Below are 16451 nucleotides of genomic sequence, written 5' to 3' on the forward strand. Positions count from 1 at the left end.
TTGGCAATTCATTTCAGCAAACCGCTAAACGGGCTAAGGCAAGCCTGCCTTCACCCGTAAAAAAGCGAGTTGGTTAGCTTTCCAAAGTAAAAAAGTTGCGTAAATCCTCTAAAGCAGCATCTACAGGGGCTTCAATTTCTTTTTGAACTTCAGTTTTGTCAAAAAATAAAGAAGCCCTTCCGGTTTTGGCTTTTGAATAGATTAATTTAGCGAGGGTAGCGACGCACAACAGAAAATTAAACACAATTGCCGACCAGGACTGTTCGTCGCTCATTATATCATCTTGACTGTGTAATCTTGCTGTAATTCTCAGGTCAAATTGTTGATATGCATCTTTAGCGGGAAGCTCATTTGGACTTTGAATGACAAAACGATCAAGGTCTTTTTGAAGCAAATCACCAAGCTCATTAATTGTTCCCTGTTTATTTTCAGGTAGGGTGGCTGCATAAGCTTTTATGCCGGCAATTTTTTCATATAAGTCTTGAATTTTCTGTGCATATTGTTGAGGCCTGCCTTTTCTTTGGGTAAAAATTGAAAGTGTCGCTTGCGCCTTCACGGCAAGATCTTCTATCACTTCAGATTTCTGGTGGGCATCTAATAATTTAACCACCATTCTATTGAGGGTAGCTTGCATTTTGATGCCTTTGAAATACGCTATTCCACTGGTAATTTTTTTCAGTACTTCCTCACAGTTTCCAGAGATCACATAATCCTTTAACAAACCATTATTTTCATCGCCAATAGTTCTGATGAATTCCTCACGCAAATCTTTATCTTTATGGTTAAAGAAATCCTTGGCTTTGTAATGGGCATTGCGCTCATTTTGATAAGTAACAAGCATGGTTTTAAGTGTTCTGGCTAAAGCCACACGCTCTTCATTTGCCTGAATTTCTTGTTTGGGCTCTTCTTTTCCTAATTCATTTTTTGCGGAACTTTCAACCTCTGATTCTCGATGGTGCGATGTATTTTCGGACTTTTCTCTTAATTCCTGTATTCTGCGGAGCTCTGTTTGTCTTTCTTGTTCCGCAAGCTTTCTCAATTCTTGCTCCAGCGTCTCTGCTTGGTGGATAAGTTCCTGCAATGAACCCGTTTCTATTCTGATAATTTCTTCCCCGAGGTCAGTAACTTCGCCGGCCAGTCGATCCCTTTCTTCGTAAGTGGAAATCAGTTTGCTTTTCAGCTGTTCTATTGATTTTGAGGCTTGTGTGAGTTGGGTAAAATAACGGTTATCCTCGTCTTTTATAAAAGTTGTTCTCTCAATTACAAGAGGAACTACTGTAGATAAATTCTGGTAATCAGTACTTTTCCATGTGTAGCTGTATTTTTTTGGATCTTCCCCCAATATTTCAAGCAGTAACTTAAATCCTTTTTTTGCAGGTAGTGTCCTGCTGGGAACTCCTGACTCATCTGCTAATTTTGCAAGTTCTTTACTGTCATAATGTTGGACGCCCTTGTTAAGATGATCTTGTACCTTGCTTAGCAATGCCAGTATTTTTTCGATTCTCTCAGGATTAGCGATCTCTCTGTATCGTTTATCTTCCGCAGTTATCATTAATAACTGCTGTTCGACATGTGCAAGGACAAATTCTTTGTTTTTACAATCAAGCTGTTCTGATGAGCTGGCCTCTAGCTGGATTTGTCTCAAAATAGAAGGTATTTCCCTGGCAATGATGCCTGCATTTTTTTGATTGCATTCTTCTATTTTTGTTGCCTTTTCTAATTGGTTTTTTTGCAATTCAACAATTGATTGTCTTTGGGTGTTAATTTGTTCTTGTTTTTCCTGATATTGACGTTCTAATTCTTGTTTACTTATCATTTTTTTGCTCACAACGTTTAAATGATGAAACTCTGGGCGCGCATTATAGAATACAATTATCGAGTGAACAATAAGTGATCACTTTGTTTTTATGTAGCGAGGCGTTAAATAAAGTAAATGGCAAAGATAATCCCTGTTTCATAGAGCAAGCACAGTGGAACAGCAAGCATGATTTGGGAAAAAACATCAGGGGGGGTAAGTAGCATGCCGACGATAAACGCCCCAACAATGATATAGGGACGAATTGTTTTAAGGGTTGTCACCTCAATGATTTGTAACCGCACCAGAACAAAACAAATTAAAGGCACTTGAAAACAAAGGCCAAAGGTCAGGAGCATTTTGGTGATAAAATCCACAGCATAGGCCATATCAGGCATGTAGCGCACCCCTTTAGGTAAGGCGTGTGCAAAAAAATGAAACATAAAGGGCAAAACCAAATAAAAACAGAACAAAACCCCGGCACTAAAAAGCAAAAGGCTGAAGATTAAGGCAAAGCGCAAAATCGTTTTCTCTCTTGCATACAGGCCAGGACTTATAAAGCGCCAAAATTGAAATAGAGCAATGGGGGCACTTAGTAAGAGTGCCGCATCCGCAGCAACTTTGAGTGGCGTAAATACAGGCGAGGTTACCTGGGTGGCAATTAAACCTTCATTTCCAGAGAGTGTATGCAGCAGTGGACTAACTAAAGCCTGGAACAAATCATTTGCCCAAAAAAAGAAAATGAAAAAAAGGCCAACAAACCAAATTAAAGTCTGCAATCCACGACGGCGTAATTCCAGGAGATGATTGAGCATGAAATGTATTAATGTAATTGTTAGGCTTTATTCTATCACCCACAACCGCCATTGAAAGGATCACTTCTCCTTAGACAGCTGAGGTATATTGCAATCAAAACTATTCCCGGAGAAAAATGTCTTTCAATGGACGTGTGAGCCTTTATTAAGCATCAGCAAGTTCTGTGCTTTTGACTCCAATTCTTTCAGGGCGGATTTCCCGTAAACGGTTAAACTGATCCACAAAAACAACGGTAGGAATGAGGCTTGCACAATCTTCTTCCAGTACCTGGGCAAAAGAGGCAATTATGATCAAATCGCCTGGAGTGACCAAATGCGCTGCTGCTCCATTAACACAAATTTCAGTTGATCCGGGTTTGCCGGTGATGGCATAAGTCTCAAACCGGGTCCCTGCGGTGATATTCCAAACATTCACTGCCTCATAGGGCAATATATTTGCTGCTTTAAGAAGCTCTGGAGAAATAGTGATGCTTCCCTCATAGTCCAAATCGGCTTCAGTGACGCAGGCACGATGAATTTTGGATTTTAACATTTTTCTATAAGCCATGATGATCCCAGCCTTGTTCATAGTGGCCGAATTTTACACCAAAGCGTGAAGTTTATGCTATATAATTTTCGCAGACTTTGATTTGCAAAATTGGGGGCGCGTGCTCATGGAAAACCGGGATCCTCTTTACTTTGCCCAGGCTACTTTTTATCAGGGATGCACGTTATAATTGCCTTTTATTTTTGGGGATAACTAAGGTGAGGCACAGCCCACGTAAACGCTTTGGCCAGAATTTTCTACAAAACCGGCACATTATTGATGACATCGTCCGTGCAATTAATCCGCAAGCAGAAGATAATATGCTGGAAATTGGTCCGGGTCTGGGTGCATTAACCGAGCCCTTACTGCGCCGTTTGAATAAATTAACTGCCGTTGAAATTGACTGGGATTTACAAAAACATTTGTCAGCAATGTCTGTGGCGCAGAATAAATTGCACCTGATTGCTGCTGATGCACTAACCCTGGATTACAGCCAATTCGGTACGCACTTACGGGTGGTAGGCAATTTACCTTATAATATTTCCACGCCTTTGCTCATCCATTTATTGAACTATGCCTCTCATATAGAGGACATGCACTTCATGTTGCAAAAGGAAGTAGTAGAACGTATGGCAGCACAACCCGGGAGTAAGGCATATGGCCGCTTAACGGTGATGCTGCAATATCATTGTGTTGTGGAGTATTTGTTTGATGTTCCCCCGGAAGCATTTGATCCCCAACCTAAAGTGGATTCAGCGGTGGTTCGTCTTACTCCTCATCGCATTTCGCCTTTTGAAAAAGTGTCTGCAGGGCAGTTGGAGCGGTTGGTGGCTAGTGCTTTTGCCATGCGCCGTAAAACGCTTAATAACAATTTAAAGGGAATAATAACGGCTGAACAATTAAGTGCTTTGGGAATTGATGGAAATAAAAGACCTGAACAAATTTCTATCGCTGAATATGTTCAACTAGCGAAATTTATTTCCAATTAGTGTAAAATTAATCATCATGGACCTGTTTTTTCAAATTTGGAGTTATTAAATCATTATGGAGATGGCCTTGTTTCACCGTCAACGTCCACGCAAAGGTACCTTGTCTTCCCAGGGTAAATCCTTAAAAGAGTTAACACGCATCGTTAATGCCGATCTTATTTTGTCAGATGAGAAGCGGCAGACCTTATTAAAAAGGATGCGAATGTTGTCTGGTTTGGAAACCGCTCGATATGACAGCTTATGCGGTATTCTTATCGCCAATTTAGTGCAGTATTGTCAAAATTTACCTGAAACAGCCAACAGTTATTATTCACAGCAAGGCGGACTGGTAGATCACGCACTGAACCGTACCGAAGCAGCATTGAGCCTTTTTCAGGAGTTTATGGTACAGGAACAGCCGGAATCATTATCTGAAGAGCAAAAGCTTTGGCAATATGCCCTTTTTTCCGCAGCAATTCTCCAAGGGATAGGCAAGTTATTCGTTGATTATCGAGTAAGTTTGTATGATGCCAATGGCCAATTCCTAAAAGAATGGAATCCCTTGCTGGAAAGCTTGACCAGCACCGGGCATTATTACTTTTATGAATTCGATAAGGAACCCGAAATTGAGTTTCGACGTCGCCTCAATTTATTGTTGGCAAGGACACTTATGCCAGCAAGCGGATTCGCATGGATAGCTTCTAACCCCGAAGTTCTTGCAGTGTGGCTTGCTTTATTAAATGAAGATGAAGGTTCTGCCGGGACATTAGGGGCGATATTAATTCGCGCGGAAGCCATCGCTATCCAGCGTTATTTACTTGAATTCATGGCGAAAGGTACGGCGGCAATTTATGGTGGGGGACGTTATCGTGCAGGCACCTTTTCTGGCGGTCAACCCGAAAGCCTGTTGGAGAAAGAGCAGGCAGTAGGCATGGAGTTTATCCAGTGGATGATTAAGGCATTAGATGAAGGCCGAATCATGATTAATAAAGCACCTTTGTTTATGGTGCCAGGTGGCATGCTGATGTGTGCGGAAATGTTTCAATTATTCGTACGTGAACACCCTGAATATAAAAATTGGCAGGCGGCTCAAAATGGATTTTTAGCCTTAGGTTTGCATCATCGTGCAGCTGATGGCGGGGTAATTAGCCGTTTTGAAACCAAAAATCAAATGGAAACTGGAGTAGTGTTTGCGAAGTATGCCCTGGCGTTACCAGAATCAGTGAAGGTAATGGATATGGCTAGCGGAAAAGTAGAGTCTATGTCAGCAACCGAATTGATCCATAAAGCTCAATTTAGCAGCCAGTTTACCCAGCAACAAAATAGCAGATTGATTCGCTCGTTACAAAAATTGGATGCGAAAGGGACATGGCAAACCCCTGAAAATGAAGAAAATGCACTTAGGCCAGGAGCAAAAAAAGGTGCCTGATTATGCAATTGGTGACGTGCAAGGTTGCTATGAACCTCTGCAACGGTTATTGGAACTGATCGATTTTAATGAAAAAAGAGATCGTCTGTGGTTTGTTGGTGACTTGGTAAACAGGGGGCCCGAATCTCTGGCTGTTTTACGCTTTGTCAGTTCCTTACCCGTTATCCCCCGCGTTACTCTGGGTAATCATGACTTACACTTGTTAGCGTCACTTTTCGGCGGCAGGCCATGGAGAGGACATGATGACACTTTGCAGGAAGTGATGCGCGCCGCTGATGGGGAAGCTTTAGGCCACTGGTTAAGAAAACAATCCATTTTGTATTATTCCCCAGAGCTGCAGGTCGTGATGTGTCATGCAGGAATTAGTCCTTTGTGGGACCTGCCGCAGGCGATGCAGCATGCCAGGGAACTGGAGGAAGTCCTTGCCGGGGAACATTATCGTGATTTTTTATCCTGCATGTATGGTAACAAGCCTGATATATGGTCCGATGATTTAAGGGGTAATGACAGATTGCGGGTAATTACCAATTACTATACGCGCATGCGGTTTTGTGATGCACAAGGACGGCTCGAGCTTGATTTTAAGGAAACTGTCGCCCAGGCTCCCGCCCATCTTTATCCCTGGTATGAAGTACCGTGCCGGAAAGAAATTGATATAGATATTGTTTTTGGTCATTGGGCTGCCTTAATGGGAAAGTGTCCCCATCCCAAAATTCATGCAATCGATACGGGATGTCTTTGGGGCGGTCAACTCACGGCACTGCGTTTGCAGGATATGCAACGATTTGCAGTCTGGAATAAGAAATGATGTTAATAAATAAAATGCAGGCCACATTTTCCTCATGTATGCCTGGGTATTTTTTCCGACCCAAGCTCGTTAGAACAACTCTTTTTTTCTTAATCTTTTTATTTGGGATTAAGGGTTGGTCCTTGCCAAATCCTGATGAAGCACAAGTAAAGCAAGCGGAAGAGCGGCTGCAAAAAGCTATAGAGAATCCTGAATTTATGCTGCATAACTGGATAGAGCTGCCTACCTCCCCAGCAGCCCGCACTAAAGCCGTGCATCATTTGGGTTTAAGAGATGCGATTTTACTGGCCTTACGTTATAACCCCAATATTCAAAATGCCGAATTGGACCGCATTGTCCAACGATACCAATTGCGTCTGGCACACAATCAGTTTGAACTACAATATGCTTTAGGTGCTTCCGGAGTGATCCAAAAAAGCACCTTTAATGGTGTGGGTAGTGATACAACACACACGCTGCTGGCCAGTCCTGAATTTAATTTGAAAACAAAACTGGGCACTGAAGCGAATTTATCCATTAACAATAATGTCAATGAAAACAACAATTACAACCCGGTATTGAACTTTTCCTTAACCCAGCCTTTATTGCGAGGTTTTGGAAAAGCAGTAAACGAGGCCGCTCTTTTAGATGCCAAAGATAATGAATGGTTAAATAAATTAAATCTGCAGCAGTCAGTTGCTGATCAAATCACCCAGGTGATTGTCGCTTATCGTATGCTCATTTTAAGTGGGAATAACTTACAGAATCAGCGTTTACAGTTAAAAGAAGCCAAAAAATCTTATGAAATTAATGAAAAAAAAATAAAAGCAGGGCAATTGGAACCTACGGGCAACATTCAACAATCCTATCAAATTGAATCTTTGAGTCTTATGGTAGAGCAGGCAGAAAATGATTTTCAGACGGCATCGCAAGATCTCTTGCAGACAATTGGTCTTGATCCCGAAATGCATATTTCTGTGCCTAGCGATGTTGTTTTAGATAAGCTTACAGTTCCCAATTTGCAGCAGGCTATTGCATTGGCTTTGCAGCATAATACGGTTTATTTGGCCCAAAAGATGACTTTGCGCGTCGATGAGCGAGCCTACAAAGTTGCTAAAAATCAACAGCTCTGGCAATTGGATGTGTCAGGTAATGTACAAAGTGGGGTGGTGAATGATGTAAGTGGAATTAACGGGGGTTTTAAAGGCATTTACAACGGAAATAATGTTACTGAGGCAGCCCGGTTGACACTGACCGTGCCTTTTCATGATATCAGCCGGCGCAGCCAGTTAATTAACGCCAAAGTTCGTCTGGAAAAAGATCGCCTAAACTTGCTTGCTACAAAACGCGCTTTAATCACCAATATCACCAACACCATCAATAATATAAAAAGTTTGGCAAAACGTTATCAATTAGCACTCAAACAAGTGAAGCTGGCAGAGCAATCCTATGCTTTGGAAAAGAAAAAGCAACAGGCAGGAATATCGAGTGCCTTGGATGTAAACAATACGCAAAATCAGCTGATCCAGGCGCAATCTGGGTTAATCAATGCAAAAATTGCCTATTTAAACCAGATATCCAATCTGCAAAGAATTTTGGGGACCACACTGGAGCATTGGCAAATAAAATTAAGGTATGGTGGATGAATAGTTATTTTAAAAAATCAAAATGGGTCATTTTATTATTGAGCGGTTTCCTTTTGTTCTCATGCGGCCATCATGAAAAGCAAAAAAAGGTCGCTTTACACCATTATAAAGTCGAAGAGAAAACCCTGCATAAAACGTTGCATTTTACCGGTACAGTTCAGCCTTTGCATGAACATACCATTACCAGCCCGATTGAAGCTGTAGTAGAAACCATGAATTTCCATTACGGGCAGCTTGTTAAAAAAGGCGATATGATTTTAACGCTTAACTCCACGGAGTTACAAAGACAATTTAATGAGACCTTAACCGAATATTTAAAGGCGAAAGACAGCTATACCATTGCAAAAGCTAAATTTGTGGGTACCCAGGATTTATGGGACTCGGGATTGTTATCTAAAAATAATTACATGAGTGAAAAATCAAATGTAAATACCGGCAGGGTTACATTAATGCAATCCACACGCAAGCTGACAGAAATGCTGGAAAAATTGGATGAAAACACTCCCAGGAATTTATCTACTTTAAGTTTGGCTGATTTCGATAAGATAAAAAATATTCTGGCAGCAAAACACAATGTAATTCGTTTAAAATCCCCAGGTGAGGGAATACTTTTGTATCCGCCTAAAGCTGGCGAGGATAAAAGTGCGCGGGTTACCGTAGGATCTACGGTCAAATCAGGTCAAGTTATTGGCTTGATAGGTGATTTATCCGGAATTCGAATTGAGATTGATGTCCCCGAAATTGATATTACCCAAATCCAAACAGGCATGAATGCCACCGTAAGCGGGGTTGCCTTTGGTAAATATCAATTAAAAGGAGAATTGGTCACCGTAAATGCCCAAGCCTCAATGAACAACGGGTTGCCCTTTTTTACTGCCGTCATTGAGGTCAGGAATTTGACTCCTGAACAACAAAAATGGATTAAAGTGGGTATGAGTGCCTCCATCGAATTAACTGTTGATAATGGCAAGCAGCTGCTTGTGCCTATTGCTGCCATAAAACGGGAAAAAGGCCAAAGCGTGGTGCGCGTGCAAACCAGCCCTGGTGTTGTTGAAAAACGTATGATTACTACAGGCGCTGCACAAGCGGATTCGGTAGTTGTTGAGACCGGCTTAAAGGTTGGTGATGTGGTGGTTTATGAATGATTGGGTGATAGATTCGGATACAAAAAATGCCTCGACCCAAAAGGAGGAGCGGGGAGCAGGCGTTCTTGAAAAATATTTAAATCCTGTTTTACAACCGCGGGAGCACATTCCGCAGAACAAGATTCCTTTGATGCAAATTTCCAATCTTGTTAAGAGTTATCATCTTGAAGGGATTAGCACCACGATTTTGAAAGAAGTCTCGCTTACAGTATATGAGGGGGATTTATTGGCTATCGTGGGCGCTTCTGGTTCAGGCAAATCGACTTTGATGAATATTATAGGGCTTTTGGATAAAGCAGACTCTGGAACTTATTTACTTAAAAACCGTAACGTTGCTGCGTTGACCGATGATGAATTGGCTGAGTTGCGAAATCAAAATATTGGTTTTGTTTTTCAGCAATTCAATTTATTACCCAGGTTTACTGCCATGCAAAATGTGGCATTACCCTTGATTTATCGAGGTGTTGCAGCAGCTGAAATTAAGGAAAGGGTACTTATTGCTCTTGAACGTGTGGGGATGCATCAGTATGCCCAACATCGACCCACCCAGTTATCAGGCGGACAACAACAACGGGTTGCAATTGCACGTGCTTTAGTCACGGAGCCGCAAGTGATTCTGGCCGATGAGCCTACAGGCGCCCTTGATTCACGTACCGGCAATGAAGTGATGAATTTATTTTTAAGTTTACATGCGCAGGGACGGAGTATCATTATGATTACTCACGATGAGCAAATTGCTGCGTTATGTCAGCGAAAAATCACCCTTGTAGACGGTTTTGTCATGGCGGAGAGTGCACCATGAAGTTCGCCGGACATTGTCAGCAGGCTCTGGTTAACCTGACTGCCGCCAAATTACGTTCTTTTTTAGCTGTATTAGGGATTCTGGTTGGCACGGCCGCTGTCGTGGCCTTGATCAGTTGCGGTCAGCTGGCCACCGAAAAAGCACTGGCGCAATTCAAGGCGTTAGGCACTGATTTATTGGCGATTGCTGTTTTTCCAAAAACAGCTGATAAATCCTCCGGAAGTATGGATTACATTTCAGTAAACCAATGGGAGCAATTACCGGAACGAATTCCTTATATTCTCGATATGGCGCCTTATAGTACTGCTTATCAGCCGTTGAGTTTTCAAGGAAAACAAATGCAAGGGGCAGTCATCGGTGCGGATGAGCATTTGGCGAAAATTGTTCATATCAAACTCGCAGCCGGCCATTTTGTATCTTTTGTTGAATCTTATGAACATTATTGCGTTATTGGTGCCGGATTGGCCCGGCAAATACAAGAGATCAGTTTTGATGATCCTATAGGCAAACAACTGCGTATCGGCCAGTCGTTATATACGATAATCGGTGTTGCGGAGCCCTGGAAAGAAAACGGTTTTTTCAATGAAGATATTAATCAAGCCGCCATTATTCCTTTGGCGGGTATTAATCTCATCAGTAAAGATGCCAAAATAAACAATGTAGTTATAGAGTTAAAACCGGACAGTCCCATAGATGAAGTTATTGAAGAAATAAAACAAATTATTGGTTCGGTGGCTCCCAAACTCAGTGTTTTTTCCCGCAGTGCAAAACAAATTATTGCGAGCATGGAAAATCAGGGACAAATATTTACTTTATTGCTTGGTGTAATTGGCGGCATTTCCCTGCTGGTGGGTGGAATTGGGGTAATGAACGTCATGCTGGTTTCTGTAAGTGAGCGGAAAAAGGAAATTGGTATTCGGAAGGCGGTAGGCGCCAAAAATAGGGAAATCCAGGCTTTATTTCTCGTCGAATCAGTCATGCTTTCTTTATTGGGTGGTATTCTGGGGGTAATTTTAGGATTAATTTTTACCCGTATTTTGGCCTATTTTAGTGATTGGAATTTTTCAGTTTATTTGCTCCCCCCTGTAGCAGGATTTTTAGTCTCGGCGGCAACCGGAATTTTCTTTGGGTTTTATCCTGCGCGTCGCGCAGCTAAACTAGAACCTGTAGTTTCTTTGCGTAGTGAATAAGTAAACCCTTACATCAGGTTGCGAAAGGTCTACTCTATCAGTTCAAATTACCCGCTATTGCATGGAAATTGTAACTGCCTTATGATGAAATTCCTTTATTATTAAATGGATTTTAAATATGTTAAAAAAATTTGGGGGTGTGCTGGTCTTGGCGCAGGTATTTTTCCCTTGTTCCCTTTCTGTTGCTGATTCTGCCCCGCCACAAACTGCTCCATCGAATAATTCAGTTCCTTCAAGTTATTTGCCTGTCGTGATTCATGAAACGTTTGCCAGTATTTTGCAGCGCATGAGTAGTGCAAAAGAGGCGATTAACGAACGGCAACAACAATTGTTAAAGCAGCGCTATGACTTGAGCAATAAGCCTTCCAAGGCTGTGACGATGACCAATGGGAAGCCCATCCAGGAGGGAGTCCGAGTGAAGCTCCCGGAGGGAGTTACCTGGGAGCAGCTGGCTAACATGAGTCCTGAAGATATTAAGAAAAAAGACTTGTTTCCCCAAGGCTTCTTACCACTTCCTCATCCAAATCATCCAGAAGGGGGCATGTTATTCCCGAAATTCGTTATTGATGAAATTAAAAAACAGGAAGACAGGGATTTGACCCGTTTTGATCTGGATTTTGATATTCCAGATCATTTTTTACCTCCTTACCCTGCTCCTATTTATTTGACGACCAGGCCTGATCTTGGAGATGTCTCACAAGGTAAAGTGGTAACTATTGAAAATTACTATGAATTATTTAATGGCATCCTAAATCCGAAACAAATCGAGGGTTTGCGTTTATTAGTCACGCCCTTTCCCCAACAACAATTTAACCAGACTGAAGATCGTCGCACAGTCAAACCAAGCCGTGGTGTGGCATGTTTTGATTGCCATACAAACGGTCATACGAATAAGGCTACCCATTTGGTCGGTGATATAAGACCCCAAGAATTTCGTCATCGCATCAATACTCCCACGTTACGAGGTGTAAATATCCAAAGATTGTTCGGTTCGCAACGGGCATTAAAAACCATAGAGGATTTTACTGAGTTTGAACAACGAGCCGCCTATTTTGACGGCGATCCGGTGATTGCGACTAAAAAAGGAGTCAATATCCTGGAACGGGGGAGTCAAGTTCATTTCATGGCTGAATTCCAGGAAATCCTTGATTTTCCTCCAGCACCTAAATTGACTTGGGAAGGCAAACTGGATCCAGCCAAAGCCAGCCCTGCAGAATTGCGTGGACAAGAATTATTCTTTGGTAAGGCAAAGTGTTCCGGTTGTCATACCCCGCCTTACTATACTGACAATAGCATGCATAATTTGCAGACAGAAAGATTCTATCAGCCCAAGATGATAAATGGGATGAAAGCAGTTGGAGATGGGCCGATAAAAACTTTCCCTTTAAGAGGAATCAAAGATTCTCCACCGTACTTACATGACGGCCGTCTGTTAACTTTGGCAGATACAGTTGAGTTCTTTAACTTGGTATTGCAATTACAATTAACGCAAAATGAAAAAGCCGACTTAACAGCATTTATGGAAGCGCTGTAATACTCAGGGTATAATTCTTTTCATTGTTTGGATGCAGTGCCGGTCTCTTGAAGACCGGCCTTGTGGTATATCGCGGGGCTTGTTCCTAGCACAACTTCTTGCTGCTGCTATAAAAGCCACCGCATTTCCAGGCTACTTATATTATACTAAATGGTCTATCTTAAATATTAAGATGGCAGTCAGATAACCGAAAATCAGGGGGATGGGCTATGAAAAAATGGGGACTTGCGATTATCGCATACGTTCTGATACATCAAACTGCCTTTGCACACCAAAAGTGGAACGAGTGGGTTGCAGGAATTAGGGCGGAAGCACTACAGCAAGGAATTTCACCAGAAGTTTTTGATGAGGCCTTTGCAGGAATCCATGAGCCAAGCCATCAAATTAAAGGACTTTTGCGATCTCAACCTGAACATCGGCTAACCTTTATTAAGTACCGCAATACGCGTGTAGATGGCTACAGAATTGCAATAGGACGCAAGGAATTTAAAAAGAACCAGTCGGTATTGGAAGCTGTTGCCAAACAATATGGGGTAAATCCCTGTTTTATAGTTTCCTTCTGGGGAATGGAGACAAGCTATGGGACTTATATGGGGAATTTTCCAGTAGTTAAAGCTTTGGCCACCCTTGCTTATGACTCTAATCGTAAGGATTTTTTCCGTAAAGAATTATTTATTGCTTTGCGAATTTTGAATGAAGGTCATGTGAGTCTGTCGGATTTCAAAGGGGAGTGGGCCGGAGCTTCAGGGCAACCCCAGTTTTTACCCTCAAGTTGGGTGAAATACGCAGTGGATTATGATGGTGATGGACGAAAAGACATTTGGAGAAGCAAACCTGACGTATTCGCTTCAATTGCAAATTATATGAAGCAAAATGGCTGGCAAACCGGTGAGCCATGGGCAATACAAGTTAAATTGCCACCTAAATTCGATATGGCGATGGAAGGGAAAACTATTGTGAAGCCGGTGAGTGAGTGGAATGATCTTGGGGTTCGTACAGAAGATGGCAAGCCCTTACCTTATCAAAATCTGCAAGGTAGTATTGTGCAGCCATTAGGCGGGCCAACATTTCTCACTTTCCCTAATTACAAGATGATTTTGCATTATAATAATTCCATCTATTATGCAGGAGCTATAGGTTATTTGGCAGATAAAATTTGCCAGGGACAACAAAGGTAGCGACTATGGACAATTATCTGGATAAAACTGCCAGCTTAACTCCTTTGGCAAAAAGGGTAATTTGTGACAAAGCCACCGAATATCCTCACACAGGCTCGTACAATTTGGTAATGACAACGGGTACCTATTTGTGCCGACGATGTGGTTTGGCCTTATTTCGCGGAGAAAGCCAATTCAGCTCCGGGTGTGGCTGGCCCAGTTTCGATGATAATATTGTCCAGGCCGTGAAACAGATCCCCGATCGCGACGGCAGACGTATGGAAATACTCTGCTCGCGCTGCGAGGCCCATTTGGGGCATGTTTTTACAGGAGAGTATTTTACACAAAAAAATCTGCGCCATTGTGTTAATTCAGCTTCTATTGATTTTGTAGCAGACAACCAGGTGCTGGATACTGAAGAAGCGATCCTGGCTGGTGGATGTTTCTGGGGTGTTGATCATTTTTTAAAACAAATTTCCGGAGTTCTCCGTGTAGAGGTAGGCTATACGGGTGGGGTTACTGCAGAACCCAGCTATGAGCAAGTATGCCAGGGGAATACAGGGCACTATGAAGCAGTGCGGGTAATTTTTGATAAAGCCAAGACAGATTACCACCATGTGTTAAAACGTTTTTTTGAAATTCATGATCCGACACAAAAATCCGGACAAGGCCCTGATATTGGTCAGCAATATCAAAGTGCAGTATTTTATTACAATCAGGAGCAACGCGCGGAAGCGGAAATCTTGCTGCAAATGCTGCAAAAAAGAGGCTACCAAGTTGCTACCCGCCTTTTTTCAGCACAAACATTTTGGCCGGCAGAAGAATACCATCAGGATTATTATATAAAACATCATAAAGCCCCTTATTGTCATCAACCAGTAAATCGCTTCGGTTGAGATTTTGGGTTGTAAAGGAGTATGGGAATGGAATTTACTTTTCGAATTGCCAAAAAAAAAGATAAAGAAGAAATTCTCTGTTTAATAAAAAAATTGGCTGAGCATCAGCGAAAAAAACCAGAAGAAGTCCATATGACTTTGGAGAAAATTGAGTCGCATGGTTTTGGACGAACTCGGTACTTTTATGTTTTATTGGCTGAGTACAAGAAAAAACCCGCGGGTTATGCATTGTTTTTCTACTCTTATTCAGCATCCGATGGGGCGCCTATTCTTTATATAGAAGATCTATTTGTGGATGAACTCTATCGTAATTATGGCTTAGGGACTGCATTATTGGCGAACCTTGCCAAACTGGCACTTGAAAAAGAATGTTGCCGGATGGAAGGGCATGCGGTTACCTGGAATAAAAAGGGTATTGAATTCTTTGAGTTTATAGGAGCTTACCCGCGAACAGACTTGTTGCAGTTTCGATTATCTGGTGAACATTTGCAAAAATTAGCTGCACAAAAATAAAGCTTTATTTTTTTAATTTTTGCATGACTAAACCCAAGAAAGGAAATGCAAGAAGTTGAATCGCAATAGAGAAGATAACGAGCGCTGAAATGGAAATATCGTAGAGGACACCCATTACAACACTGCCTAAAAACCAAAAAATCCCAAACCCTGTATTAAAAACTCCATAAGCCGAGCCTCGCTTTTCTTTAGGTATCATACCGGCAACTATAGCTCGCATCAGCGATTCATGCGCGCATACGCCAATACTCCATAAAATAACTCCTGTCAATGCAAAAGTGGAATTACCAAAAAAGACTAAAGGAGCAAAAAAACAGGATATTAAAGAAATGATTACCAAAATGATAAATCCATATCGATCATAAAGATACCCAAGCAACGGAGCACTTCCAATATTAAAGCCTTTAGCCAGTGCATAGGAAATGGGAATCCAAAGAGGGGATAAAAGGCCTGTTTTCTGAAAGTGGTAGGCTATCAAAGGAAAATCGACATACCCTGCAGCTATCAGCGCTGCTCCTGATAAGTACAACCAAAAGGCAGTATTCATGCTCATGGCCGTTACTTCAAGCGTATCGTGGTGCACTTCCAAATCTTGGGGGCGTGGATAGAGCCATCGAGCCAGCAATAAGGTACTTAAGGCACATAGTGCAGGAATTAAAAGTAAGGCAAAACAGGATTGATATCCCATTTTAAAATAAAGTGCCAGAGCAAGAATTAAAGGGCCTAACATGGCACCAGTCTGATCCAAAGCCTGATGCAGGCCGAAAGCCCATCCCATTCCTTGTCGATGCCCTGCATGCGCAAGCATGGCATCGCGAGCGGGAGTTCGAATCCCTTTACCAATACGTTCGGTAATAATTAGCGCCGCGGCAATCCACCAATAATCAGCTATAGCTAATAAAGGAACGGCCAACAGATTACAGGTATAGCCTAAAATAGTAATAGTCCAGTATTTGCGCGTACGATCAGTAAGATAACCTGAAACCATACGCAGTACATAACCTAATAGTTCCCCAAAGCCCGATACAAAACCCACTGCGGCGGCATTGGCCCCTAATAATGCCAAATAGGGACCAGTAATACTGCGCGATCCTTCATACGTCATATCGGCAAAAAGGCTAACAAAACCCGTAAGGATTATGAACTTAAGTGCTGCATCTTGAGTCGGATTCTTTTGATGGCTCATATATACCCGGTTCCCTCCTTTACCTTCTGGCGGATTTTTTCTTACCAAGAAGATATAGATTC

Annotated in this window: 15 protein-coding genes; 11 read left to right on the plus strand and 4 right to left on the minus strand. The window is 42.1% G+C overall.

Annotated elements, in window-relative coordinates:
* Positions 1-73: 73 nt before the first annotated feature.
* From KYQ_RS00355 to panD, 3 genes are all read right to left on the minus strand, one after another.
* Positions 74-1816, minus strand: coding sequence for a hypothetical protein (locus tag KYQ_RS00355; RefSeq protein WP_010652217.1), 1743 nt, complete (start codon positions 1814-1816; stop codon positions 74-76).
* 104 nt (positions 1817-1920) lie between these two features.
* Complete coding sequence (gene tatC, locus KYQ_RS00360) at positions 1921-2610, minus strand: twin-arginine translocase subunit TatC (RefSeq protein WP_010652219.1); 690 nt, start codon at positions 2608-2610, stop codon at positions 1921-1923.
* Between the two features lie 145 nt (positions 2611-2755).
* Entirely contained in the window at positions 2756-3157 is a 402-nt protein-coding gene (gene panD, locus KYQ_RS00365; RefSeq protein WP_010652221.1) for an aspartate 1-decarboxylase, read from the minus strand.
* Positions 3158-3354: 197 nt separating this feature from the next.
* Here panD and rsmA point away from each other — a divergent pair, with 197 nt between their 5' ends.
* The 11 genes from rsmA (at position 3355) to KYQ_RS00420 (ending at position 15203) form a co-directional block, all read left to right on the plus strand.
* Positions 3355-4125, plus strand: coding sequence for a 16S rRNA (adenine(1518)-N(6)/adenine(1519)-N(6))-dimethyltransferase RsmA (rsmA, locus tag KYQ_RS00370; protein WP_010652223.1), 771 nt, complete (start codon positions 3355-3357; stop codon positions 4123-4125).
* 55 nt (positions 4126-4180) lie between these two features.
* A complete protein-coding gene (locus KYQ_RS00375; RefSeq protein ID WP_010652225.1) occupies positions 4181-5533 on the plus strand; it encodes a conjugal transfer nickase/helicase domain-containing protein in 1353 nt (450 codons plus the stop codon).
* On the plus strand, positions 5526-6341 hold the full coding sequence (locus KYQ_RS00380; RefSeq protein ID WP_010652227.1) for a symmetrical bis(5'-nucleosyl)-tetraphosphatase: 816 nt from the start codon (positions 5526-5528) through the stop codon (positions 6339-6341). Before KYQ_RS00375 ends, KYQ_RS00380 begins: the two co-directional genes overlap by 8 nt.
* On the plus strand, positions 6338-7966 hold the full coding sequence (locus tag KYQ_RS00385; protein ID WP_010652228.1) for a TolC family protein: 1629 nt from the start codon (positions 6338-6340) through the stop codon (positions 7964-7966). Before KYQ_RS00380 ends, KYQ_RS00385 begins: the two co-directional genes overlap by 4 nt.
* Positions 7963-9111 (plus strand): efflux RND transporter periplasmic adaptor subunit, encoded by a 1149-nt coding sequence (locus KYQ_RS00390; RefSeq protein ID WP_010652229.1) that lies wholly within the window; start codon positions 7963-7965, stop codon positions 9109-9111. Before KYQ_RS00385 ends, KYQ_RS00390 begins: the two co-directional genes overlap by 4 nt.
* A 130-nt stretch (positions 9112-9241) precedes the next feature.
* The gene (locus KYQ_RS00395; protein WP_029488940.1) at positions 9242-9913 is read left to right on the plus strand and encodes an ABC transporter ATP-binding protein; all 672 of its coding nucleotides are present in this window, start codon (positions 9242-9244) and stop codon (positions 9911-9913) included.
* Complete coding sequence (locus KYQ_RS00400) at positions 9910-11103, plus strand: ABC transporter permease (RefSeq protein ID WP_010652231.1); 1194 nt, start codon at positions 9910-9912, stop codon at positions 11101-11103. Before KYQ_RS00395 ends, KYQ_RS00400 begins: the two co-directional genes overlap by 4 nt.
* 118 nt (positions 11104-11221) lie before the next feature.
* The gene (locus tag KYQ_RS00405) at positions 11222-12637 is read left to right on the plus strand and encodes a cytochrome b6 (protein WP_010652232.1); all 1416 of its coding nucleotides are present in this window, start codon (positions 11222-11224) and stop codon (positions 12635-12637) included.
* A 209-nt stretch (positions 12638-12846) separates the two neighbouring features.
* Positions 12847-13815: a lytic murein transglycosylase gene (locus tag KYQ_RS00410; RefSeq protein WP_010652233.1), complete on the plus strand. Its 969-nt coding sequence runs from the start codon at positions 12847-12849 to the stop codon at positions 13813-13815.
* A 5-nt stretch (positions 13816-13820) separates the two neighbouring features.
* Positions 13821-14690, plus strand: a complete 870-nt coding sequence (locus KYQ_RS00415) for a bifunctional methionine sulfoxide reductase B/A protein (RefSeq protein ID WP_010652235.1) — start codon at positions 13821-13823, stop codon at positions 14688-14690.
* 27 nt (positions 14691-14717) lie between these two features.
* A complete protein-coding gene (locus tag KYQ_RS00420) occupies positions 14718-15203 on the plus strand; it encodes a GNAT family N-acetyltransferase (RefSeq protein WP_010652236.1) in 486 nt (161 codons plus the stop codon).
* Positions 15204-15207: 4 nt separating this feature from the next.
* Here KYQ_RS00420 and KYQ_RS00425 read toward each other — a convergent pair whose 3' ends face one another.
* The gene (locus KYQ_RS00425) at positions 15208-16389 is read right to left on the minus strand and encodes an MFS transporter (RefSeq protein ID WP_010652238.1); all 1182 of its coding nucleotides are present in this window, start codon (positions 16387-16389) and stop codon (positions 15208-15210) included.
* Between the last annotated feature and the right edge of the window lie 62 nt (positions 16390-16451).

This window comes from Fluoribacter dumoffii NY 23 (assembly GCF_000236165.1).
Taxonomy (GTDB): domain Bacteria; phylum Pseudomonadota; class Gammaproteobacteria; order Legionellales; family Legionellaceae; genus Legionella; species Legionella dumoffii.

Bases quoted from the DNA above. Each gene is read 5' to 3' on its own strand.
- KYQ_RS00400 (WP_010652231.1), top strand. From the start codon at position 9,910: ATGAAGTTCGCCGGACATTGTCAGCAGGCTCTGGTTAACCTGACTGCC.
- KYQ_RS00395 (WP_029488940.1), top strand. From the start codon at position 9,242: ATGCAAATTTCCAATCTTGTTAAGAGTTATCATCTTGAAGGGATTAGC.
- KYQ_RS00405 (WP_010652232.1), top strand. From the start codon at position 11,222: ATGTTAAAAAAATTTGGGGGTGTGCTGGTCTTGGCGCAGGTATTTTTC.
- KYQ_RS00425 (WP_010652238.1), bottom strand. From the start codon at position 16,389: ATGAGCCATCAAAAGAATCCGACTCAAGATGCAGCACTTAAGTTCATA.
- KYQ_RS00410 (WP_010652233.1), top strand. From the start codon at position 12,847: ATGAAAAAATGGGGACTTGCGATTATCGCATACGTTCTGATACATCAA.
- KYQ_RS00390 (WP_010652229.1), top strand. From the start codon at position 7,963: ATGAATAGTTATTTTAAAAAATCAAAATGGGTCATTTTATTATTGAGC.
- KYQ_RS00375 (WP_010652225.1), top strand. From the start codon at position 4,181: ATGGAGATGGCCTTGTTTCACCGTCAACGTCCACGCAAAGGTACCTTG.
- KYQ_RS00415 (WP_010652235.1), top strand. From the start codon at position 13,821: ATGGACAATTATCTGGATAAAACTGCCAGCTTAACTCCTTTGGCAAAA.
- panD (WP_010652221.1), bottom strand. From the start codon at position 3,157: ATGGCTTATAGAAAAATGTTAAAATCCAAAATTCATCGTGCCTGCGTC.
- tatC (WP_010652219.1), bottom strand. From the start codon at position 2,610: ATGCTCAATCATCTCCTGGAATTACGCCGTCGTGGATTGCAGACTTTA.
- KYQ_RS00420 (WP_010652236.1), top strand. From the start codon at position 14,718: ATGGAATTTACTTTTCGAATTGCCAAAAAAAAAGATAAAGAAGAAATT.
- KYQ_RS00355 (WP_010652217.1), bottom strand. From the start codon at position 1,816: ATGATAAGTAAACAAGAATTAGAACGTCAATATCAGGAAAAACAAGAA.
- KYQ_RS00385 (WP_010652228.1), top strand. From the start codon at position 6,338: ATGATGTTAATAAATAAAATGCAGGCCACATTTTCCTCATGTATGCCT.